Annotated in this window: 16 protein-coding genes; 13 read left to right on the forward strand and 3 right to left on the reverse strand. The window is 47.6% G+C overall.

Annotation, left to right across the window (positions count from 1 at the left end; translation table 11 throughout):
* Positions 1–38 precede the first annotated feature (38 nt).
* Entirely contained in the window at positions 39–1166 is a 1128-nt protein-coding gene (locus DW769_RS13290) for a hypothetical protein (protein ID WP_118750479.1), read from the reverse strand.
* 562 nt (positions 1167–1728) lie between these two features.
* Between DW769_RS13290 and DW769_RS13295 the strand changes: the two genes are divergently transcribed.
* The gene (locus DW769_RS13295) at positions 1729–2703 is read left to right on the forward strand and encodes a cell wall hydrolase (protein ID WP_117805260.1); all 975 of its coding nucleotides are present in this window, start codon (positions 1729–1731) and stop codon (positions 2701–2703) included.
* Between the two features lie 236 nt (positions 2704–2939).
* Here the strand turns inward: DW769_RS13295 and DW769_RS13300 are convergent, their stop codons facing one another.
* Positions 2940–4136: a nucleotidyltransferase domain-containing protein gene (locus tag DW769_RS13300; RefSeq protein WP_118750480.1), complete on the reverse strand. Its 1197-nt coding sequence runs from the start codon at positions 4134–4136 to the stop codon at positions 2940–2942.
* 288 nt (positions 4137–4424) lie between these two features.
* Between DW769_RS13300 and DW769_RS13305 the strand changes: the two genes are divergently transcribed.
* The 11 genes from DW769_RS13305 (at position 4425) to DW769_RS13355 (ending at position 18890) form a co-directional block, all read left to right on the forward strand.
* Positions 4425–4694, forward strand: coding sequence for a PqqD family protein (locus DW769_RS13305; protein ID WP_158555018.1), 270 nt, complete (start codon positions 4425–4427; stop codon positions 4692–4694).
* A gap of 48 nt (positions 4695–4742) precedes the next feature.
* Positions 4743–6920 carry an NAD-dependent epimerase/dehydratase family protein gene (locus tag DW769_RS13310; RefSeq protein ID WP_117801627.1) on the forward strand — a complete coding sequence of 726 codons (2178 nt, stop codon included), beginning with the start codon at positions 4743–4745 and terminating at the stop codon, positions 6918–6920.
* A complete protein-coding gene (locus DW769_RS13315) occupies positions 6920–7873 on the forward strand; it encodes a hypothetical protein (RefSeq protein WP_117801626.1) in 954 nt (317 codons plus the stop codon). Before DW769_RS13310 ends, DW769_RS13315 begins: the two co-directional genes overlap by 1 nt.
* 43 nt (positions 7874–7916) lie before the next feature.
* The gene (locus tag DW769_RS13320; RefSeq protein WP_117801625.1) at positions 7917–10223 is read left to right on the forward strand and encodes a hypothetical protein; all 2307 of its coding nucleotides are present in this window, start codon (positions 7917–7919) and stop codon (positions 10221–10223) included.
* Positions 10224–10312: 89 nt separating this feature from the next.
* The gene (locus DW769_RS13325; protein ID WP_118750481.1) at positions 10313–12181 is read left to right on the forward strand and encodes a DUF2194 domain-containing protein; all 1869 of its coding nucleotides are present in this window, start codon (positions 10313–10315) and stop codon (positions 12179–12181) included.
* Positions 12178–13641: a GT4 family glycosyltransferase PelF gene (gene pelF, locus DW769_RS13330; protein WP_117801623.1), complete on the forward strand. Its 1464-nt coding sequence runs from the start codon at positions 12178–12180 to the stop codon at positions 13639–13641. The genes DW769_RS13325 and pelF overlap by 4 nt, the downstream gene beginning before the upstream one ends.
* Positions 13642–13676: 35 nt before the next feature.
* Positions 13677–15149: an exopolysaccharide Pel transporter PelG gene (gene pelG / locus DW769_RS13335; RefSeq protein WP_118595564.1), complete on the forward strand. Its 1473-nt coding sequence runs from the start codon at positions 13677–13679 to the stop codon at positions 15147–15149.
* A complete protein-coding gene (locus DW769_RS13340; protein ID WP_117510144.1) occupies positions 15146–15529 on the forward strand; it encodes a DUF2304 domain-containing protein in 384 nt (127 codons plus the stop codon). Before pelG ends, DW769_RS13340 begins: the two co-directional genes overlap by 4 nt.
* On the forward strand, positions 15526–16728 hold the full coding sequence (locus DW769_RS13345) for a glycosyltransferase (RefSeq protein WP_118750482.1): 1203 nt from the start codon (positions 15526–15528) through the stop codon (positions 16726–16728). Before DW769_RS13340 ends, DW769_RS13345 begins: the two co-directional genes overlap by 4 nt.
* Before the next feature lie 10 nt (positions 16729–16738).
* Positions 16739–17569 carry a glycosyltransferase family 2 protein gene (locus DW769_RS13350; RefSeq protein WP_118660393.1) on the forward strand — a complete coding sequence of 277 codons (831 nt, stop codon included), beginning with the start codon at positions 16739–16741 and terminating at the stop codon, positions 17567–17569.
* Positions 17502–18890, forward strand: coding sequence for a DUF4832 domain-containing protein (locus DW769_RS13355; RefSeq protein ID WP_158579827.1), 1389 nt, complete (start codon positions 17502–17504; stop codon positions 18888–18890). The genes DW769_RS13350 and DW769_RS13355 overlap by 68 nt, the downstream gene beginning before the upstream one ends.
* Here the strand turns inward: DW769_RS13355 and DW769_RS13360 are convergent.
* Entirely contained in the window at positions 18845–20248 is a 1404-nt protein-coding gene (locus tag DW769_RS13360; protein WP_118750484.1) for a DUF4832 domain-containing protein, read from the reverse strand. The two genes, DW769_RS13355 and DW769_RS13360, sit on opposite strands and share 46 nt — an antisense overlap.
* 229 nt (positions 20249–20477) lie before the next feature.
* Here DW769_RS13360 and DW769_RS13365 point away from each other — a divergent pair, with 229 nt between their 5' ends.
* Positions 20478–22010: a lipopolysaccharide biosynthesis protein gene (locus DW769_RS13365; protein ID WP_199688484.1), complete on the forward strand. Its 1533-nt coding sequence runs from the start codon at positions 20478–20480 to the stop codon at positions 22008–22010.
* Positions 22011–22027 lie beyond the last annotated feature (17 nt).

Here is a 22027-nt window from a genome sequence, read left to right on the forward strand (position 1 = left end):
TCTTTTTGTATGCTTATTTTTTATTATGGACCTTATTTTTAATAGAAGCGATGCGATCTTTCCTGATTCATGGAATCCTTTAGTGCCAGAAGTGATTCGATCAGGATCAGAAGCAGGATCACAGCAATCATGACTGCGAGGATCTGATTTGTTCGCTGATGGAACCAGGAGCCGATTCCTGTGTGTGCAGTCTGTGTATTCTCGGCCTGTGCGGCATTTTCAAGAGCTGCAGTTTCCGAAGTAAGAATCTGTGCATCCGGGTCTGTTGTTCTGCCAGATGGTACAATCTGCGTTGCAGCTGGAAGCTGGCTGGAAGAAGTAACAGCGGATGCGGTAACTTCCGGGTGGATGGTGGAAAGATCAACTTCTTCGTCTTCTGTAACAACTGCGCTGGCAATCGGTTCTGCTGAGATCGGTTCGGATGCAGGAACCTGTTCCGGTGCGGTTTTGGATGCAGGAGCTGCGGTTTCCGGAAGAATATTTTCCTGTGCCGGCTGTTCCGAAGCAGATGGCTGTACCACGGTCGGGGTTTCTGCCGGTGCGGATGGCTGTTCCGGAACGGATGGTTCTGGAGCGGCCGGTTCTTCCGGAACTTCCGGTGCAGATGGCTCTTCTGGAAGAGATGGCTCCGGGTCAGTTGCCGGTGTTTCCGGGATTGCGGTACAGTAAACAAGAGAAGTCATCGCCGCCGAAGAATCCGTAATCACAACGGAACCGCCATTGGAAACGGCCTGTCCATTAACATAGAAGGAAATCTGATCCATATCCAGTGTGTAGCCAGGTTCCGTAACCATCGATACGGAGAACGTTCCGTTTACTTCCTCGACCGGTTCGCTGTTCTGATACAGGACATAGGAACCATCATCGGAAAGATATGACATGGTGACCGGCGCATCCATTGTGGAATCCTGAAATGTCAGGGCAGCATCGGTAAAAGCAAGAGCCGCCTGATCGGTGTTCAGATAGAATTCCAGGTCCTGTGCATCGTAATGGGTGAAGTGAATGGTAATTTCACCGGCGTCTGTATTTTCTGCACTTGGAACTGTCTCGGCTGCTGCCGAATACGGAGCGGAAAAAAATAATCCGGCCGCCAGGAGGCCTGCCATTCCGAATCTCAGAATCAAATTTCCTGTGTGTTTTTTCGTTGTCTGTGTGCTGTGTAACATATGACATCCTCCTTTCACCTGATCGGTTTCTAATGTCGGTCTGTTTTATTTTCCTGCGGTAAGTTTCACGTATAAATTGAAAGAAAAATAATTGATAAAATATAAATTTTCTTTCTTTTTAAAGATTATACCATATGTAGAAAGAAATATCATGTAAAAATAAAAAGTTAAAAGAAAATTTGAAAATGCGTCAAAAGTGGAAAAGGTTTGTAATGCATGTCGAAAAATAGAAAAAGAACTGTCACAATTTCTTAAAAAATATTTGCGGAAAAAGAGGGCAGAAAGGGCAGAATGTGAAACAAAAGCAAAATAAAAAGAAGGAAACAAGACACGGAAAAGTATTCCAGGCAGGTCGCATGCAGAAGAAAAAGTGGGAATAAAAACCGATCCAATTCGTCAAAAAAGCGGAAAAGTGGTGAAAAATTGTGGGTTCTATGAAAAAAACGATGGGAAAAGACAGGAATGTTGTCGAAATGTTCCAGTTGACAAAAAGATGTAACACTGGTAGAATCGGTTTGTAACAAGATGTAACAAAAACGTAATAATTGTTCAGGAGGTAAGTATGACATTCAAAAAAAGTTATGTGCCGGGCATCCTGGGGAGCGTGCTCACACTGACTGTCATCATGGCTGCACCCGTAAAAGCAGAGACAAAGGAAGAAACCATTTTAAATAAAACAGACTGGAGCACAATGGCTGCAGCAAACGTAGAAGGATATGTCAACATCCGCAGCGAGGCAAACGCAGATTCCGAGATCGTCGGAGTTCTGATGCCGGGCTATGCGGTTACTGTAACAGAAAAAGGAGACGAGTGGAGCAAGATCTCTTCCAATGGTGTAGAAGGCTACATAAAGAATGAATATCTGGTATTTGGGGAAGAGGCAAAAGCACATTACCGCAATATGTGCGGTATCACCGGAGTTGTTCAGGCGGACAGCCTTCGTGTCCGTGAGGCAGCATCCACAGATTCCGCGCAGATCGGAACACTGACACAGAATGGTGAGGTCAGCGTATTCGGCGAAGAGGCAGACTGGTATCAGATCCAGTACAGCGGAAGCAGCGCATACGTTCATGGAGACTATGTGACACTTTCAGAGGAGTTAAAAGGTGCTGTTTCCATGGAGGAATACCAGGCATCACAGGCCTGTGCGGCAAGCAGCGCAGCAGCAGCCTCCACAGCAGGCAGTGCATCGGTAATTTCCGCAGACAGCAATGATGTGGCAATGCTTGCAGCACTGATCGAGTGCGAGGCAGGCGGCGAGAGCTACACAGGAATGGTGGCAGTCGGAGCGGTTGTAGTAAACCGTGTCAACAGCGGTTCCTTCCCGAACAGTGTTTCCGGCGTTATTTATCAGGGTGGACAGTTTACACCGGTTGCGACCGGAACATTCCAGAGCGTGCTTTCCCGCGGAGCAAGAAGTGACTGTTATGCAGCTGCACAGGCAGCACTTTCCGGCGAGAGCCCGGTTGGCGGATGCCTGTATTTCAACAGCGGATACGGCAGCGGAATTCAGATCGGATATCAGCATTTTTATTAAAAACAGGCGTGGAACCTTTGCAAGGGGATAGGCGGAGGGAGCATGCATTTCCATAGATTGTGATCGGTTCAAAGTCATGAAAAATGAGATGGAATCGACGGTATAGAAAAAAGAGTAAGTGAACAAGGGGAGACGTTCACTTACTCTTTTTTTACTCTGAAACAAATACTACCGGATAGTCAAAAAGTGCAGACCATCCTTATGGAGTTTTACAGGAAATGTTGTTGGATTTCCAGTTACGGGATATCGTTATTTTCAAAAATTTTCAACAGCTTGGTTTTCTGGTTATCGGCGCGGAAGTCTGCTAATGTCTGACGCAGTGTTGTATGGCGGACGCGGTAGGTATTGGAGAGAAAACAGAAAAAAGTGATTCCCCAAAATACCGGCCAGAGCAACACACATTTATGAAGCTTGGAAAATCGAAGCTTCATCTGAACATGCCCTTCGTGGAACCAGGCACGGACACCGGCGTGCCGGTAAGAGCCGCGGCTTACGATTTTCCGCTCCGTGTCAATGCCAAAGTCGCCGTCTGCGAGAATTTGTTCCAGAAAGGCAGCACAGTCAGCGGCAGAAGAACGAATCTGCGGGTCAATCGAAGCGGAAAGACCGAAATAAAGATGGCAGGATCCGAGAATCAGCTCATAAAGATGAAAAATTTTTGATTCCCGGCACCAGGAGTGGATTTTCTCAAAATCAATCTCAGATGCATACTGCTTCAGATACAAGGTAAAATCGCAGAGCAGACGGCTGCCGAAACCACTGTAGAGATAGTGTTTGAGCATATGGTGCAGCATATAAAATACATTTTCCGTGGGCGGAAGAACAGGATAGGTCTGACCGTAAAGTTCCACGAAAGACGGCTTCAGATGATCCGGGGAGAAGATCTCATCTATCAGCTCGTTGGCACGGGCAAACTGATAGATGCCAACGATACGGTAATGGAGTTCCAGGGTAAAGGAACGGCCGGTTTCCGGAAAGGTAAAGCGGTAGGTAACATGATGATCACTGTCTTCCGGCTCCTCTGTGTATCCATTCGTCTCGAGAATACGACAGGCACGGGAAAAAGCCTCTTTTTCGGGAATATAAAGGTCCAGATCTCCCAATTTTCGGTATTCGGGAACAGGATAATTGGCAGCGAGGCTCATACCCTTTAAGAGGAAACAGGGAATCTTCTCTGCAAGGAGGAGCGAAAAAGTAAGGCGTGTGAAATGTTCCAGCTGATAATAGGAGAGCAGCATCTGTTTTGTCTGCTGTTTTATCCCGGAAAACGATGGCTGCTGTTCAAAATAAGGCAGAAGAAAAGGAAGTGAACAATGTTTTTCTGCCAGACGGTACAAAGCAGCGGTATCCACCCCATCGAGTGGGATCGGTTCAGACGAATCGGTGCATAAATTTTTCAGAATCTGTAGATAAACGGTATCAAGCGGCTGCATGAGAGACTCCTTTGAAGATTTTTTGTGAAAAGAGAGATATGGTTCAGTATACCACAAAAATGCCGAAATTTGAGCGATAAAATAAAAAAATATTACAGATAACGATAAAAAATAAAATAAAGTTTACAATGAAATAAGTTGGGGCTATAATAAATCTGTTAGTACAGCATTTCATAAACAGCTGTATCAAACACTCAGACAAGTGTAGGGTATAGTCATTTTGAAATGTTCTGGAATGATGGCTTTTCCCACCATCGGGAAGAAAAACGTAAGTGAATGGAGAGAAAGATGACCAGAAAAGGTGAGTTTGTACTCAGACAACTCGCAGATGAATATATTCTGATTCCTTATGGGACAACGACAGAAAAAATGAATCGGGTACTTACCCTAAGTGAAACTGCGGCTTTTATTTATGAACAGACAGGTGATGCCGCGTCTGAGGAGGAGATTGCCAGACGGCTTGGAGAAGCTTATGATGTGCCGGCGGAGGACGTGCAGGAGGATGTAAACGCCGTGCTGCAGACATTGCAAAATTGTGGGGTTCTGGAGTGTGCCTGAAAAACGAAAAATCATTTTCGTAATCTGCAAAAACGAAGAGGATAGTATATGATAATATTTTTGGTCGGTGGCGAGAGCAGACTGATGGATGATCTGATTACCAAGATGGAAAAAGAAGGACATAAGACGTATCTGTTAACGGGAAAACGGGACAGAAGAGGAAAATACCGCCGTGTCTTTGAACGCTACGATTTTCCTTATGACAGTGTGAGTGTGCAGGAAATATTCTCGAATGTCAATCCGGATCTCGTGCTTTTTCTCGGCGCCTATGATACAAATTATGACTGGAGTGATGCGAGAAAAGAGTCTGTCCGCTATACGGCGGATCTGACCAATATTCTGTCGGCGTATGCATTTAAGCAGGATGGCCGGTTTATTTATTTGTCGTCCGAAGCAGTTTATGGCCGTTCCTACAGCAGTGATATCCACGAAACGGAACCGGCATCCGCGAAAAGCTTTCAGGCAATGGCGCTTCTGCAGGGAGAAAACATCTGCAGAAGCTACCGTGATACCAGAGGGATGGACACGCGGATTCTTCGTTTTGACCATATGTACGGCATTCCGCGAAAAGGAAAAACAGACAGAAATCCGTGTTTTTGGATGACACTGGAAATGCTAAAGACGAATCAGATCGCAGCCAACAGCAGAACTGTTTTTTCCATGATTTACCAGGATGATGCCGTTGCGTTTGCCTATCGCGCAATGATGGAGGAGAGTCCCAAATATCCACTGTACCATATCACATCCGGTGAAGCGATCACACAGATGGATCTGGCGGAGCTGATCCGGCAGAACGCAGACGGCGTGGAGATCCGTGACGATACAGTCGGTGAAGGTTTCCGTCTTGTGCTGGATGGCAGCCGGTATCAGGAAGAGTTTGACGGAAGGATTTTTGTCCCATATGAGAAGGGCGTGAAAGCCGTTGTCACATATATGCAAAAACACAGCAGCTCATTTCTGCAGCGTGATGATGCGGGGGCGGGTTGGGGAAACCGGGTATGGAGTCTGTTGTGCCGGATTTTCCGTATGCTGGTTCCGTACATCGAAAATCTGATTTGTTTTATCCCATTTTTTATGATCAACAACCGTGTAGTCGGCAGCCAGTATTTTTCAAAGCTGGATGCGTACCTTCTCTATGTGTTGCTGTTTGCCATCGTATATGGTCAGCAGCAGGCGATTTTCTCGGCCCTGCTGGCGACTGTGGGCTACTGTTTCCGCCAGATGTACCATCAGAGCGGACTGGAGGTGCTGATGGACTACAGTACCTACATCTGGATGGCACAGCTTTTTATCCTGGGAATGGTTGTCGGTTATATGCGGGATCAGATTCTCCAGATTAAAAAGGATGATGAAGAGGAGATCGGGTATCTGCGCGGACAGCTTGGCGATATGACGGAGATCAATGACAGCAACGTGCGCATGAAACAGCTTTTTGAGCTGCAGCTTGTCAACCAGAAGGACAGTCTTGGAAAAATCTATGAAATCACATCGTCGCTGGAACGCTACGGCGCCTATGAGGTGCTTTTCTATGCGGCGCAGACGATTTCGAAGCTGATGAATACAGAGGATGTGGCAATTTATACCGTCGCCAACCGCGTCTATGCGCGTCTCTTTTCGTTCACATCACCGACAGCGCGGAAAATGGGAAATTCCATCCGCTATCCTGAGATGGAGGCAATGTATGAAGACCTCAAAGAGCATCGCGTTTACATCAACAAAACGATGGATGAGCGCTATCCGCTGATGGCGCAGGCTATTTATGCAGAAGATGAGATGCAGATCATCCTGATGCTGTGGGGACTTCCGTGGGACCGCATGAATCTTGCGGAATCCAACCGTCTGGCGGTCATCAGCTATCTGATCCAGAATGCAGTGGTGCGGGCAAACCGCTATCTGGAAGCGCTGCACGAACACAGGTATCTGGAAAACAGCAAAATTCTCGAAAAGGATGCCTTTACGCAGCTGGTAGCGGCATTTTTCGAGGCAAAGCGAAACGGTCTGACAGAATGCTCACTGGTTCGGATTGTGTGCAGCAGCGAAGATTATAAAAAAGCAGGTGAGATTCTGGAACAGAAGCTGCGTCAGACGGATTATATCGGGATCCTGGATGGCGGGCTGCATGTATTGCTTTCCAATACCGATGAAGAAAATGCGAAAGGTGTGATCTTACGCTTCGGGGAAGAGGGTCTGAAAAGTATCCTTGTGAACAGGGAGGTGGCAGCGTGATGAGCCATGAAACCCTGACTTTTGTGGTTCTGTGGATCGTCAATGCCCTGATCGCCCTGATCTATCTGCTGATCGGAGCTCTGGTTTATGTTCCGGCGTGTGATTTGAAACAAGAGCAGGGAGAAGAGGTGCAATACGATAACCGGAGAGCCTTTTTGATCCGTTTTATCGTCATGGTGCTCTGCCCGGTCGTCGGTCCGGCGTTTTTTCTGTGCAGTTATCTTCTTTTCAAAACCGTATTCCGTCAGGCAGTCGATCTGGAGGATGTTGTGTTTGGTAAGGAACGTGTGCGGACACATCTGAAGGCGGATGAGGAGCGGGAGCGCAACATAGCACCGCTCGAGGAAGCACTTGCCGTCAGCGATAAACGGAATCTGCGTATGCTGATGCTGAATGTGATCCGCGGCGATCTGCAAAAATCGCTGGAATCGATTACTATGGCACTGAACAGCGAGGATTCCGAGACATCGCATTACGCCGCATCGGTGCTCTGCGATGAATTGAACAAGTTCCGCTCACAGGTACAGAAAATGTATACCGGGATGCAGCAGGAAGGCGAAGAAGAGACGGATTACGAGAAGATGATGCTCGACTATATGAACAGAGTTTTAAGCCAGAAAGTCTTTACAACTCTGGAGCAGACGAAGTACGTCAAGATGCTGGAGGAGGCCACAGAATCGCTGTATCGGAAAAACAGAGAGCGGATCTTCGTAAAACAGTATGAGGGGCTCTGCCTCAGACTTCTGGAACTGAAAAAATTTCCGGAAACTGAAAAATGGTGCCGGCGTCTGGTACAGCAGCATGGAAATACACTGGAGGCGTATACGTGTCAGTTAAAGCTGTATTTTACCATGGGTGAAAGAGAAAAGTTTTTTCAGGTGATGCAGGAACTGAAACAATCGGACGTTATTATCGATAATGAAACGCTGGAGCTGATCCGCATTTTCAGTTAGAGCGTGTTTGAAAAATCATTTCCGCGAAAGGAGGGACGAAGAGATGTCCATGAGATGGCTGACAATTTTACAATTTCTGGAAATTTTTGCTGCCTATGGCATCGTAACCCTGTTTCTTCCATGGCGGATCCTTGGGAAGAGGTTTCATCGGTTTTCCGTTGCAGAACAACTGATCGCTTATTTCTTCGCAGGGAATTTTTATATCATTTATCTCGTTTATCTGCTGCAGTTTCTTCGGATCAGCAGCCGTGTGACGCTGCTCCTCGGAACTGCAGGGCCATTCCTTTTTATCTGGATCTGGAAAAGAAAAAAACAGATCCCGGGAGCAATGGAGAGCCTGCTGGTGCGGATCGAACGATTGCTTGATGGAGAGCGGGGCAAAAAGACATCTCTGGCGCAGCTTCGGAGAACCGTTTACGAGCGGTGTTTTCGGGGAAAACGAAAGCAATGGCTGCATGCGCTGCCGGAAATAGCAGTGCTGCTGGCGGCAATTGCAGCGATCACGTATGTGTATGGACCGAATATGGTGGAAACGTTCGGCTACAAAGCAAGTGATATTCCGGTGCACAATTACTGGATCAATGAGCTTGAGCGGAATAATATCTGGGTTGCGGGCGTGTATCCGTATGGATTCCATATTGTGATTTATTATCTTCATATGGTATTTGGAATTCCTACCTATGTGCTGCTTCGGATTTTCGGCGTAGTGCAGACGTATTTTGTGTATCTGGCACTGGTCGCGGCGCTGAAAATGGTGTGCAGGGGAAGGTTTACGCCGTATTTTGGGATACTGTTTTATGTGATGGATATCTTCAACCGGAGTACGTACGCCCGTTTTGAAAGTGCACTGCCGCAGGAGTTCAGTATGATTTTTGTCCTGACCTCTGTCTGTATGGCGATCCGTTTTTTTCAGGAATTTGCAAAAGAACGGAACGGAAACTGCCGCTGGTATCTGGTACAGTTTGCGATTGGATTTTCGCTGACGCTGACCGTTCATTTTTACGGTACGATGGCTGCAGGCCTGTTTTGTATTGGCGTTGCTGTTGGCTTCTGCTTTCGTTTTTTCCGGTGGAACTATTTCAGAAGAATCCTGATTACGGGAATATTAAGCGTCCTTCTCTCAGTCCTGCCGATGGCGGCGGGCGTTGCGATGGGAAAGGGGCTGCAGGGATCGCTGTACTGGGGAATGAACGTCATTACCGGTGATAAAAAGCAGGAGGATGCGGATACAGCAGGTACTTTATCACAGGACGGTGTATCCGACAGTCTGACGGCCGGCGAAGCAGAAAGCAGCGGCAACACAACCAAGAACGGTGAAACCGGTTCTGTGCTCAGCCAGTCCCGGATAGAAGAGCTGCGAAAAGCGGCAGAAGAAAGAATACAAAAGCAGCAGAAACCGCTGTCGGAGAGGCTCAAAGAAAAAGGATCGGCAGTGCGGGAAAGCATCCGCGTTAATGTCATGAATGTAAAACCATATATCGCAGAAATTACGCTGGGAAGTATTGCAATTTTGCTGCTTCTTGGCATCCTCCTGGCAGTGCTGCGTGAAAACGATTTTGCGGGAGCTGTTTTGTCTGCGGCTGTTTATCTGCTATGCATGTGTTCTTTGCAGTGTGCATCGCTGCTGCATCTTCCGGCGCTGATGGATGCCAATCGCTGCGGCATTTTCCTGTGCTATGCCATCTGCTTTGCCTGGGCGCTTGGCGTAGATACAGTGGTGTATCTGGCGATACGCCGGTGGAAGCGAAGATGGCTTGGCGGGATTGCTTCCCTCCTGACACTTGTGACGGCTGTAACAGCCGTTTTATCGCAGGGTCTTATAAGAGAGCCGGTAAAGGTCGGAGCACTGGAAGATAACGGAGCCATGGTATGCGTTACCAATATCTTGCGGGAAAATAAAGATTTTACATGGACAATCTGTTCAGCGAATGATGAGCTTCGCATGACAGAATTTTATGGATATCACTATGAGACCATTACCTTATTAAATCAATTGAAAGATCTGGGGCAGAATCCGGAGATTATAATACCAACGAAATACGTGTATTTTTTTATTGAAAAGATACCAGTTGATTATGGGGAAAGTACGAAACACGAAGAAGTCACAGCCAAGGGAGCGGAAACGCCACTTCCGTTTACCGGTGGACTTCATCCCTACACAGGAGAGAATCGCTGGATCACGATGAGCCATATGTATGAGTGGGCACAGAGGTTCCAAGAGCTTTACCCGAATGAAATGGAAGTTTACTATGAATCCGACAGCTTTATCTGCTATTGCCTTCAGCAGAACGTTAACAGTCCATACAACCTTGCGATTGATTATGGCTACAACAATCCAATGCCAAAGTAGAGAAGACGGGAAAAAACAAAGAGACAGACAGGGCTGAAAAAACTGAAATTTCAACAAAAAAGACTTGATGACAGAAGGAGGAAGAAAAAATGGTTTCCCGCAGAAATTTTGCAGCGATCACAATGCTTATGGCAATCATCCTCTTTTTGTTTCAGGGTCTGAATCTGGCAAAGGAAAAACTGAACCACTATGAAAAAAATGCGTATGCGGCAGAGAAAGAAGATCTGGAAGATGGCAGCGGCGCATTTGGAACAGAAGACGCATCCGGCGAGAAAAACATAACAGGAAGCCGGGGAACGATCGTCTATATCGGAGAAGCCGAGGAGCATTCTGTGGGGGCGGTTGTCTGTGAATGGTGCCGGTATATGAAGTACGAAGCTGCAGTTTATCCATCCATGCGCAAATATGAGCAGGCAATGGAGAAGAAAGGTGCAAAGCAGCCGGAGATGATTGTAGTGAATTCAGAAAGCATCGACTGGACCGCCTTAAAGGATGTCGTAGATCTGCAGAACAGTGTGAATGAGGGGATCCATGTTGTGTTTGCAAATCTCCCGGAGGTGTCTGTGATCCGGAAAAATCAGAAGCTGCGGGAGCTGGTTGGAATTGCAGAAGTAAAAGAGGATTCTACAACCGTAACGGGGTTGGATCTGTATGACAATCTGATGCTCGGCGGAGAAAATATTTACCGGGCCGAAAATAAGGAAGAAGAAAACAGGCAGGATCTTAAGCTTACGTTTCCATGGTTTAAGCTTGGAGATGGAACCAAAACTTATATGAAAGGCTTTCCGGAGGATCAGACGCTGAAAACCCAGGATTATCCGGTTGTGATCTGGCGGAAAAATTTCGGGACAGCCAGTGTATTTGCCGTAAATGGAGATTATATGGGGGATGAAACCGGGCTGGGACTGCTGACGGGAATGGTGTATGAAACCAGAAATTATCTGATTTATCCGGTTGTAAATGCGCAGAATCTTGTTGTGCAGAACTTTCCGTCACTTGCAGAGGAAAATACGGACAAAATGCAGGAGATTTACGGAAACGGAACAAAAGGTGTTAACCGCGATATTGTCTGGCCGTCGATTGCAGCAATCTACAGAAAAAATCATTTCGGTCTTACCTGTATGGTGGCACCAAAACTGGATTATGATGCTCCGGCAGAAGCAGATGGCGAGCTGCTGCATTATTATGCGAAGCTGCTCAACGAAGAAAAAGGCGAGATGGGACTTTCCGGTTTTACAGAATCCGAAACATCCGTAAAGGAAAAATTAGACGAAGATCAGAGCTTCATGCAGAAAAATCTTTCGGATTTTTACTTTTCCTCCTTTTTCAGTGGAAACCTGAGTGAACAGGAGATGGAAACAGCTTTACAGCAGTCTGCTCTTGGGAGTGTCCGCACCGTAGTTAAGAGCAAAGATACGGCTGGCGATCTGGTCAGCTACCTGGATGCACAGACGACACAGCAGAAAATTGTCACGGAAGATACCGGACGTTTTACCTATCGTTCCTGGATGAAAATGAAGAGTATTGAAAGTGCGCTCGGCTATGCCAGTGTAGAGCTGGATTTAAGCAGAGTGATTTATCCGAAAACAGAGGAGGACCGCTGGGAAAAAATCGTCAAAGAATTTGCCTCCAACCTCGGAACCTACTGGCAGCCATTTTCCGGATTTGACGGTACCACGGTTTCCACCTGCGATTCCAGAATCCGCACCTTCCTGAACTTACGCTACGAGGACGAAAGAGAGGGCGACACCATCACCTTAAAGACCACGGGAACAGAGAAAACTGCGTACTATGTGATTCGGACACACAATGAAAGCGTTGAAAAGGTCACGGGCGGAACGGCAGAAAAGCTGGAGGATTCTGCATGGCTGATCCGCGCGGAAAAGAGTGAAGTAACGATTACACTTCGTGCATCCGACCGGCGGTATTACTATGAAGAGGGGGTGAAAAACGAATGAAAGTCTGTATGGTAGCGGAGGGCTGCTATCCCTTTGTGGTAGGCGGTGTTTCCAGCTGGGTACACAGTCTGATCCAGCTTTTCCCAAAAACAGAATTTATCATCCTCGCCATTGCGGCAAACCGTTCCCAGCGCGGAAAGTATGCGTATGAGCTGCCCCAAAATGTCTCCGCCGTCTATGAACTCTATCTGGACGATGTGGACTGGGGCGGAAGTAAAAAACGACATAAACATCGGCTGAAGAAAGAGCAGTATCAGGCACTTCGAAGTCTGCTTCTTGATCAGGATATCGAGTGGAATGTCCTGTTTGATCTGTTCCGGAAAGAAGATGTTTCCCTGAATGCGCTCCTGATGGGAGAGGATTTTCTGAATGCCGTGAAAGAGTGCTACAACCTGAAATACAGCCAGATCGTTTTCTCTGACTTTTTATGGACTATGCGCTCCATCTATCTGCCGCTGTTTCTCACAATGCAGACCGAGCTCCCGAAGGCGGATCTTTATCACTGCGTTGCAACCGGCTATGCCGGCGTGCTTGGCGCCATGGCAAAGCATTTCTATGGAAGCCGTCTCCTGATTTCGGAACACGGTATTTACACCCGGGAACGCGAGGAGGAGCTGATTAAAGCGAAGTGGGTTGCGGGAATCTACAAAAATATCTGGATTGACCAGTTCCGGAAAATGTCAAAGCTGGCGTACAACGAGGGAACTCTGATTACCTCCCTGTTTGAGCACGCGCGGGAGCTGCAGGTTGAGCTTGGCTGTCCGGTGGAAAAGACGATGGTCACACCGAATGGAATCCGTGTGGAAAATCTTCAGAATATCCCGGGAAAGACCGAAGAGGATACGGGAATGGTGAACATCGGTGCAGTTCTTCGTGTCACACCCATCAAGGATGTGAAAACGATGATCCAGGCATTTGCCTTTGCAAAAGAGCGCGACAGAAGACTGAAGCTCTGGATCATGGGACCATGGGAGGAGGACCGGGAGTATGCCGAGGAATGCTTCCAGCTCGTATCGGATCTGGAAGTTCCGGACGTGGTATTTACCGGAAGAATCAATATCCGGGATTATCTGGGAAGAATGGATGTGACGATTTTGACCAGCATCAGCGAAGGCCAGCCGCTGACGATTCTGGAGAGCTATGCGGCACACAAGCCGGTTATTGCGACAGATGTCGGAAACTGCTATGGTCTGATCTACGGTGAGAGCGATGATTTCGGCGCAGCCGGAATAGTTACGCATATCATGAATATAGAAGAAATCGCACAGGCAATGCTGGATATGGCGGCCGGTGAGAAAAAACGCCTCGAAATGGGAGAAACCGGATACCGCCGTGTTATGCAGAAATACCGTGTGGAATATATGCAGAAAACATACTGGGAGATTTACCGCGATTTTGCGGAGCAGATGGGCCAGAAATGGCAGGAGGAACCGGTAAAGCTGCCGGAAAAACAGAAATAAAATAAACACCGCAAGGTGGAAAGGGGATAGATGGCATGGCAGGAATCGGCGTTCGCCTGAATCGGATTTTTGAAAAAAATACCATTACGACAAACCTGATTGGATTCTCCTACAGTACCGTTGTAACGATTGCGCCGATGATGGTTGTCATTCTCAATCTGATCTTAATGGAAGAGCTGCTTGAATTTTCCAGTGTCGGCTATGCCACGCGTGAGCTGTTTTCCTGTACGATTCTCTATATCTTTATTTTTGCGTTACTGACGGCATCACCGTTTAATGCGGTGCTGTCCCGTTATATGTCCGACGTGATCTACGAGGAACGGTATCAGGACATCCTGCCGTGCTATCAGATCGGAATGCTTCTGAATATCGGATTGAGCTGTCTGGTCGGCATTCCGTTCTGTCTGTGGGAGCATTTTGTCGGGAAGGTGTCAACGGCGTATGTATTTTGCAGTTTCTGTGGCTATATCAGCCTGGTGCTGGTTTTCTATTCCATGATTTATCTTTCCATCTGTAAGGATTATCAGAGGATTTCACAGTATTTCTTCTTTGGAATGCTGGTTGCATTTGTCCTGGCACTGATTCTGCATTTCCTCATGAAATGGGAGACGACGCGCAGCATGCTATTTTCCCTGACGGTTGGATTTTTTGTGACGGCAACACTGGAAAACGCCCTGATCCGGCGGTATTTTGTCAAAAACAGTAACCGCTACCGGCCGGTGCTGCAGTATTTCAGAAAATACTGGAAACTGATTTTTTCGAATTTTCTGTATATTCTGGGGCTGTATATCCATAACTTTGTGTTCTGGACAACCGATATGCGGATGGAGCTGGTAAAGAGCTTTGTCTGCAATCAGCCATATGACATGGCTTCCTGCCTTGCCATGTTTACCAATCTCTCGGCATCGATTATTTTCATTGCACGCGTCGAAATGCGTTTCCATGAGAAATACAAGCTGTATTCCGAGGCGGTGATTGGCGGAAAGGGAGCCGATATTGAAAATGCAAAAAAGCGGATGTTCCGCCAGCTTTCCAGTGAGTTGATGACGCTTGCACGCCTTCAGTTTATGATTTCCGTTGTGATATATCTGATTTGCGTGATTTTCCTGCCGCAAGAAGGCTTTTCCGGCATGACCATGAAAATTTATCCGTCCCTTGCAGTTGGATATTTTATTCTGTTCCTTATGTATGCGGAAATCATTTTTCTGTATTATTTCGATGACCTGACCGGCGCAATCCTGACGGCGATTGTGTTCTGTCTTGTTACCTGGATCGGCAGCCTGATTGCTACCCATCTGCCGGCCGTCTGGTATGGGGCTGGGGTCATAGCAGGATCGTTTGCAGGATGGAGCGTGGCGTTTGCGAGACTGCGATGGGTGGAAAAAAATATGGATGCGCACGTTTTCTGCCGCGGAAATCTGATCAGGCACGGGAAAGGAAAGCGCCCATCCGGTCTGGTATTTCAGAGGGCAGAAGAGCAGAAACAGAAGGATGAGATGAAACGATGAGTACAGCGACAATTATAAAGGTTTGTGTGATCCTGGCAGGGCTTGGGATTATGGCAGTGACGTTTGTGCTGCATGCGAAAAAGAAACTGACGATAAATCTGGCGGTTACCTGGGAGCTGCTCGGCCTTGCGGCAATCTTAAGCGGTGCGGTTCCGAAGTTCTCCGGCTGGAGCAGCCGCTTAAGTCTGGGAAGTCTGGCGGTGCTGCTGCTTACCGGGTTCCTTGTCGTGTGGGGCATGTATCAGATGACAATACAGATTTCTTCTCTGCTGATGAAAAATCAGGAACTGGCAATGCAGGTTTCTCTGCTGAACCAGGAGAATGAGAGAATCATAAAAGAGCTGGAACGTCTGACAGGAAAGCAGGCAAGAGACTTATGAAAAAAATACTGTTTGTAATCAATACGCTTGGCCGTGCAGGAGCAGAAACGGCTTTGCTGGAGCTTCTGAACCATCTGGATACAGAGAAATATGAAATTTCGCTGTATGTACTGCTGGGACAGGGGGAAATGATTTCAAGGGTGCCGCCGGAAGTTCATATAAAAAACAAAAGGATCTGTGAGGATTCCGTACTCTCCGGTGCAGGAAGGCGAAAACTGCTGCAGACATCGGTGATGGCATTGTTCCGGCACGGACACACCATGGAAAAAATCAGGTATCTGATGAAGAATCTGCGCGTGATGAAGAAGGCGGGGAAAATTCAGCCGGATAAACTGCTCTGGAGAGTCCTTTCGGACGGGGCAGACCGGTTGGATGAAACCTTTGATCTTGCGGTTGCTTATCTGGAAGACGGCTCTGCTTATTACGTTGCGGATCACGTGAATGCAAAGAAAAAAGCTGCATTTGTCCATATTGCTTACGGCGATTCCGGATATACACGGGAAATGGACCGCGACTGCTACGAGAAAATGGATGTTATCTATACGGTTTCCAGGGAGACACGCCGCCATTTCCTGGAGTTTTACCCGGAGTATGAAGAAAAAATGCAGGTTTTTCACAATATCATAGACAGAGAGCGGATCGAGAGAGAGGCTAAAAAGCCGGGTGGCTTTTCGGATTCTTATGACGGTGTCCGTATTTTAACGGTTGGAAGGCTGGCACACCAGAAAGCATATGATATCGCTATTTTGGCAATGAAACAGATCAGAGATGCCGGATACAAGGCGCGGTGGTATGTTGTGGGCGAAGGTCCAGAACGGAAGGCTCTTGAAAAACAGATTGCAGAGCTCAGACTGCAGAAGGACTTTATTCTGCTTGGCATAAAGGAAAATCCGTTTCCCTACTATGCACAGTGTGATCTCTATGTACATGCGACACGGTTTGAGGGGAAAAGCATTGCCATTCAGGAGGCCCAGGCGCTTGGCTGTGCCGTGATTGCGTCAGACTGTGCAGGAAACCGTGAGCAGATAGAGGATGGAGTCGATGGTCTGCTCTGCTTGCTGACCCCGGAGGGCATTGCCCGGAAAATAGAAGAACTGATCGATGATACCGAAAAAAAAGAGCGGATTGTGGCGGCAGCAAAACAGAAAGGGAACGGACAGACAGAGGAAATTCAGCGGATGCTGGATCTGATGAAGTGAGGCGGGAATTATGGAGCAGAAAGAAGTATTACTGATTATTCCGGCATACAACGAAGAAAAAAACATAGGAAAAGTGATGGATCAGCTGGCACAGCCGGAGATCGCGGAGCTGGTAGATGTACTGGTTATGAACGATGCGTCCTCCGATAACACAAACTGGATGGTAAAACAGCGCGGCTATGCGGTAGTAACGCATGTTTTCAATCTCGGTTACGGAAGCGGTCTGCAGCTTGGCTATAAATATGCGATCCGCAGGGGCTACCGGTACGTGATCCAGATGGATGCGGACGGTCAGCATGATGTATGCAACATTCGAAAAATTTATGAAAAACTGAAAGAAAAAGATACAGACGGAAGAACACCGGATATTGTGCTGGGATCCCGCTTTATGGATGGAAGCGCAGAGTTTTCGGTAGGCTTTGCAAAAAAGCTGGCATTCCGCCTGTTCCGGCGCATGCTGCACATCGCGACGGGAAGATGGATTGCAGATCCGACGACAGGACTGCAGGGGCTCAGCCGCAAGGCAGTGCTTTATTATTCAAAATACAATCATTTTGATGACAAATATCCGGATACCAACATGATCACACAGATGATGCTGCTTGATTTTAAAGTGGTTGAAATTCCGGCAGTCATGCATATCCGGACCTCGGGAACAAGCATGCATTCCGGGCTGAAACCCATCTGGTATATGACGCGGATGTTCTACAGCGTACTGGCCGTGATTTTCCGGTGTAAGGTTTTAAAGATGGATGCGGGAGCAGGGCGAAAAGATGTGGAAAGAAAAATGGAACCGTTTTCTGAAAAAGCAGAAAACAGCACAGAGCGAACCGGCGAGTGATCCCGCGTTCTCTCGGGCAGATTTTGCAGAGTGTAAAGGTGCGGTACAGAATCCGGGCTGCGGCTGGTACCATTTGTATACGTTTGATGCGGCAAAAACAGACGAACCCCTGTATCTTGCCTGTAAGGAAGAAGAGCTTGTACTTCTGCGGATTGGGATCGGAGCATTTCGAACCGGCAGGATCCCACAGGAGTCGATGGCGTGGGTGCGGAAAATTCTTGCATTTTTCCGGGATCAAAAGAAGGGAATGATCCTTCGGTTTGCCTATGATCTGGAAGGAAAAGGATTGGAACGCGAGCCGGGCAGCATCAAAACCGTACAGGAACATATGCGGCAGCTTGGCGCGGCAATCCGGGAATTTTCGGAAGATATCTATGTTGTGCAGGGAATCCTGATCGGAAACTGGGGAGAAATGCATGGATCCCGGTATCTGACACCGGACGGGTTCCGGACGCTGGTTCGGACTATGCAAGATGCGCTGGAAGGCGCCTGTCCGCTTGCGGTGCGCAGACCCTCCCAGTGGCGGGAGCTGGCAAGAAACTTTACAGAAGAAGAGAAAAAATATCTGACTCTGTATAACGATGGGATGTTCGGATCGGAAACCGATCTTGGTACATACGGTACTCTGGCGATGGAAACGCCGGGGCAGGAACCACAGAGCCGCGAAGCAGAGCTTGTCTGGCAGAGCGTGGCGATGCGCGGCCATTTCTGCGGCGGAGAGGCAGTACATCGTGCAGCGGGAAAAGAGAATGTTTCTGCCGCGGAAGCGATCAGGGATCTGGAAAAGATGCACATTTCCTATCTGAACAGCACGTATGACCTGCAGCTGCTGGAACAATGGAAAAAGGAAACCATAAACGGTGTGTCCGGCTTCGAAGCTGTGGGGAAACGTCTTGGTTACCGGTTTGTAGTGGAAAATGTGGAAATTCTTTCAGAAAAAGAGAATCGCATGTGGAAAATGGGGGAAGATTCTTCCGGTCAGATGATTTGGATGCGGATTACCCTGGAAAACCACGGATTTGCCGGGCTGACGGAAGAAGCCGACTGCTTTCTGGAGATAGAAGAGGAGAACAAAAAGAAGGAAACATATCGGATCCATACCGATGCCAGAACCTGGAACAGCGGAGAAACCACCGTGCTTTGCCGGCAAATCAAGCTGCCTGCGGTGGCAGAATCAAAAAAAATGTTTCTGGCATTATACCGCAGGCGGGATGGGCGTCCGCTCCTGTTCGCCAATCAGAATGCGGAAAGCGGGCGTGTGTTTCTGGGCACGTATCAGAGCAGCTTTTCCAGCTTCAGTGTTCCGAGCCGGAATCCGTAAGAATCATGGGAAAACGTGTTGGCAGGCTGGATTTCCCGCCAAAGTGACGGATCGGTCATCCGAAAATATACCGTATAGGTTCCCTTTTCCAGTTCACGGAACGGAAGTGAAACCGAAAGCTCTGAGGTATTTTTGGGGAGCCAGAATCTGGAATCCCCGGAAAGCGGGAAGGAGAAAAGCTTTCCTTCATCGGAAACCAGGGTGATTTCCAGATCCAGTCTGCGGTAGCTGACGGAAAAACCGACATTTTCGAGCTCGATATTCAGCCGGGACTGATGCAGGGCAGTGTTACGCACCACATAGCGGTAACCCATGTGGCGTGCAATGTAGTCGTAGCCGGAGATACCGTCAAAAACCGAAGCTTCATCGTGGTAAACCGAATTTTTCCACTTATCCAGAACTGCCGGATCATGCTCCGAATTCAAATAAGAAACATGCATCCGGGAGAGATCTGAAAGGGCATGGGCAAGGTCATTGAAGGGATTGTCGAGAATCACCTCGCCGCCGTTTGGGACGAAATTGCAGAGCCTGTTCTGAAAGTCCAGCTCATCCTCGCGCACCCAGGCAGAGCGGTAAGCATCCGCAGAGGCAGGCGTATCTCCGTATGTGCCGGTGTCGTTTGCTGTTCCGAGCATTCCGTCATTGAAAAGCCCGAGGCGGGAGGAAAGCGAGCCGTCAAAAGCAGTTTCTGCGGAAGGCAGTTCTGCCGAGTTCAGAATCTTCCGTCGCTGTACCGGTGTGCGGACGGACAGAAAAATCGAAGGATTGATCACGTCTGCCAGATGCTGCATCAGAATGGAACAGTCTTCATCGGACAGATGGTCGGAGCCATTCATCTCTCCGCAGTTACCGACAAAAATGCCCTGGATCAGAAAAACACTGTCCGTGTAGCGGTTTACGATTGCAGCAGTCTGATCCATGTGGCGCAGAATCTGGTTGAGGCTTTGCGGTTCCGATTCTTTCGCTTTGCCGTCCCAGTCGTACAGAAAGCGCAGAATCATCGAATTTCCGTGCTTTTGCCAGGAGGACAAAATCGTGTCAAGCTGTGCAAGTGCCGGATCGGAAAGATCCTGATCGGCAAACCGGCGCAGATTCAGTTCCAGCATCACAAGTCCGGGTGTCTCTTCGGGATTGGAATCCGGGTCGGGAAGATTGGAGAGTGTATCGTTTCCGAGAACATAGCCGTACATCGAATAAAATCCGATATACGGATTGGACAATTCATCTGCGGATTCCGTACACGCTTCCGGTGTATAACTGACATGATAAAAAGCGCAGATGCAAAGAAAAGCAAACAGGATGAGAAACAACAGGAGCAGAAGCGAGAATAAAATACGGGAAAAAGCTCTTTTTTTCATAAAAATCCTTTCTGATCAGGCAGATATAAACCAGAGCGCGTCTGAAAAATCATTTCCGCAATCTGCAAACTTTTTTCAGACACACTCTAATGGCAAAAACATTTTTGATCGCCTGGTTTTCTGTAAAAACGGTGCCGTATCATTCCATCATACCATTTCGAAACAGTAAAAACCAGAAAAACAGCAGAAAAAAGTAATGAGAGTACATAACAAAGAAAAGGAGGACATCATGCGGATTAAAAATCTATTTCGAAACAGCTTTTTCAGTATGTTTTCGCAGTTTGCACTCCTGATTCTTGGATTTTTCAGCCAGCGGGCGATGAATCTGTATATGGGTGCGGAACTTGTCGGCATGAACGGAGTCATTTCCAATGTTATCAACATCCTGTCCGTGACAGAGCTCGGCATTTCGACAGCCATTGTTTATCATCTGTACGGAGCGCTTGCAAGGAAGGATGAGCATGAGATTGCAGCGCTGATGAACCTGTACCGGAAGGCGTACCGTATTTTTGCGGTGATTGTATTCACGGCGGGAATGCTGCTGCTTCCGCTGATTCATCTGTTTATGAAAAACAACAGCTACTCCTTAGCGTATATTCGGATACTGTACGCTATGTGGCTGATTCGCACGGTACTTTCCTATCTGCTCACCGATCGAAAATCGCTTTTAATTGCAGACCAGAAGGAATACATTGCGAGTATCGCCGGCCTGATTTTAAATGTTGTAAGCTATCTGGCGATTATTCTTCTTGTGACATATCAACAGAATTATCTTCTGGCACTTGGCATTGGGATTGTGACAGAGGTGATGCTGAACATCTGGATTAACTGGTATGTGGAACGGAAATATCCGTTTCTTCATCAGCTGCGGAAAGAAAAAGGTTCCTCTTTCTTTAAGGAGCTGATCTTAAAGGATCTGAAAAACGTGTTTATCTCCAGGGTTTCGGACAAAATGCTGAATTGTACCGATAACCTGATTATTTCCGGGTTCATCGGTGTCGGTACAGTAGGACGGTATGCGAACTACAGCATGATTACGCAGGCGATTATCAATATTCTTACGATTCTGGCCAACACGATTCAGCCGACTATCGGGGATTACTTTACCGAAAAGAATTATCGGCGGAATTATGAAATTCTGCGGCAGCTGACCTTTGTGTTCTTCTGCATTTCTTCCGTCGTGGCAGCCGGACTTTTTTCACTGATTACTCCGTTTATCTGCGATATCTGGCTGAGTCCCGCGTATGAGCTTGGATGGGAAACAGCAGTGCTTTGTATTGTGGTGCTGCTGATCAAAATCATGGGACTGCCGCTCAGTCTTATGATGGGGGTAACAGGACTGTTTGAAAAAGAAAAAAATGCAGGCGCATCAAGTGCGGTTCTGAATCTGGTCGTATCGCTTGCACTTGTAAGACCATATGGCATGACAGGAGTCCTTCTTGGAACCTTACTTTCCTATTTGCTGCAGATCTCCTATCGCTACGTTATCTTTTTCCGGGATTTTCTGGGAATGAAAGAGGAAGCGATACGCTATGCGAGGGATCTGGGCGAATACACTGCGGTGATGATCCTGGAAGTCGCAGTGACGCGAAGGATCATACCGCTGATCTATGGAAACGGTGGAATGACGCCATTTATCTTCTGTTTTGTCCTCTGTATTCTGGTGCCGCTGGCACTAAATGGTGTGTTCTTTGGAAGAGGCTGGAGACTCCAGAGTATTGTGAAAATGGTGCGGGGAATGAAAAGAAGCGGAAGCAGATGATTTTTTGCGGCAGCCTG

The sequence above is a fragment of the Blautia sp. AM29-29 genome, assembly GCF_003480555.1.
GTDB lineage: Bacteria > Bacillota > Clostridia > Lachnospirales > Lachnospiraceae > Fusicatenibacter > Fusicatenibacter saccharivorans.

Excerpts from the sequence above, each read along its gene's own strand:
- DW769_RS13290 (WP_118750479.1), bottom strand. The coding sequence starts at position 1,166 with ATGTTACACAGCACACAGACAACGAAAAAACACACAGGAAATTTGATT.
- DW769_RS13310 (WP_117801627.1), top strand. The coding sequence starts at position 4,743 with ATGATAATATTTTTGGTCGGTGGCGAGAGCAGACTGATGGATGATCTG.
- DW769_RS13300 (WP_118750480.1), bottom strand. The coding sequence starts at position 4,136 with ATGCAGCCGCTTGATACCGTTTATCTACAGATTCTGAAAAATTTATGC.
- DW769_RS13355 (WP_158579827.1), top strand. The coding sequence starts at position 17,502 with ATGTGGAAAGAAAAATGGAACCGTTTTCTGAAAAAGCAGAAAACAGCA.
- DW769_RS13340 (WP_117510144.1), top strand. The coding sequence starts at position 15,146 with ATGAGTACAGCGACAATTATAAAGGTTTGTGTGATCCTGGCAGGGCTT.
- DW769_RS13315 (WP_117801626.1), top strand. The coding sequence starts at position 6,920 with ATGAGCCATGAAACCCTGACTTTTGTGGTTCTGTGGATCGTCAATGCC.
- DW769_RS13295 (WP_117805260.1), top strand. The coding sequence starts at position 1,729 with ATGACATTCAAAAAAAGTTATGTGCCGGGCATCCTGGGGAGCGTGCTC.
- DW769_RS13360 (WP_118750484.1), bottom strand. The coding sequence starts at position 20,248 with ATGAAAAAAAGAGCTTTTTCCCGTATTTTATTCTCGCTTCTGCTCCTG.
- pelG (WP_118595564.1), top strand. The coding sequence starts at position 13,677 with ATGGCAGGAATCGGCGTTCGCCTGAATCGGATTTTTGAAAAAAATACC.
- DW769_RS13325 (WP_118750481.1), top strand. The coding sequence starts at position 10,313 with ATGGTTTCCCGCAGAAATTTTGCAGCGATCACAATGCTTATGGCAATC.
- pelF (WP_117801623.1), top strand. The coding sequence starts at position 12,178 with ATGAAAGTCTGTATGGTAGCGGAGGGCTGCTATCCCTTTGTGGTAGGC.
- DW769_RS13350 (WP_118660393.1), top strand. The coding sequence starts at position 16,739 with ATGGAGCAGAAAGAAGTATTACTGATTATTCCGGCATACAACGAAGAA.
- DW769_RS13305 (WP_158555018.1), top strand. The coding sequence starts at position 4,425 with ATGACCAGAAAAGGTGAGTTTGTACTCAGACAACTCGCAGATGAATAT.
- DW769_RS13345 (WP_118750482.1), top strand. The coding sequence starts at position 15,526 with ATGAAAAAAATACTGTTTGTAATCAATACGCTTGGCCGTGCAGGAGCA.
- DW769_RS13320 (WP_117801625.1), top strand. The coding sequence starts at position 7,917 with ATGTCCATGAGATGGCTGACAATTTTACAATTTCTGGAAATTTTTGCT.
- DW769_RS13365 (WP_199688484.1), top strand. The coding sequence starts at position 20,478 with ATGCGGATTAAAAATCTATTTCGAAACAGCTTTTTCAGTATGTTTTCG.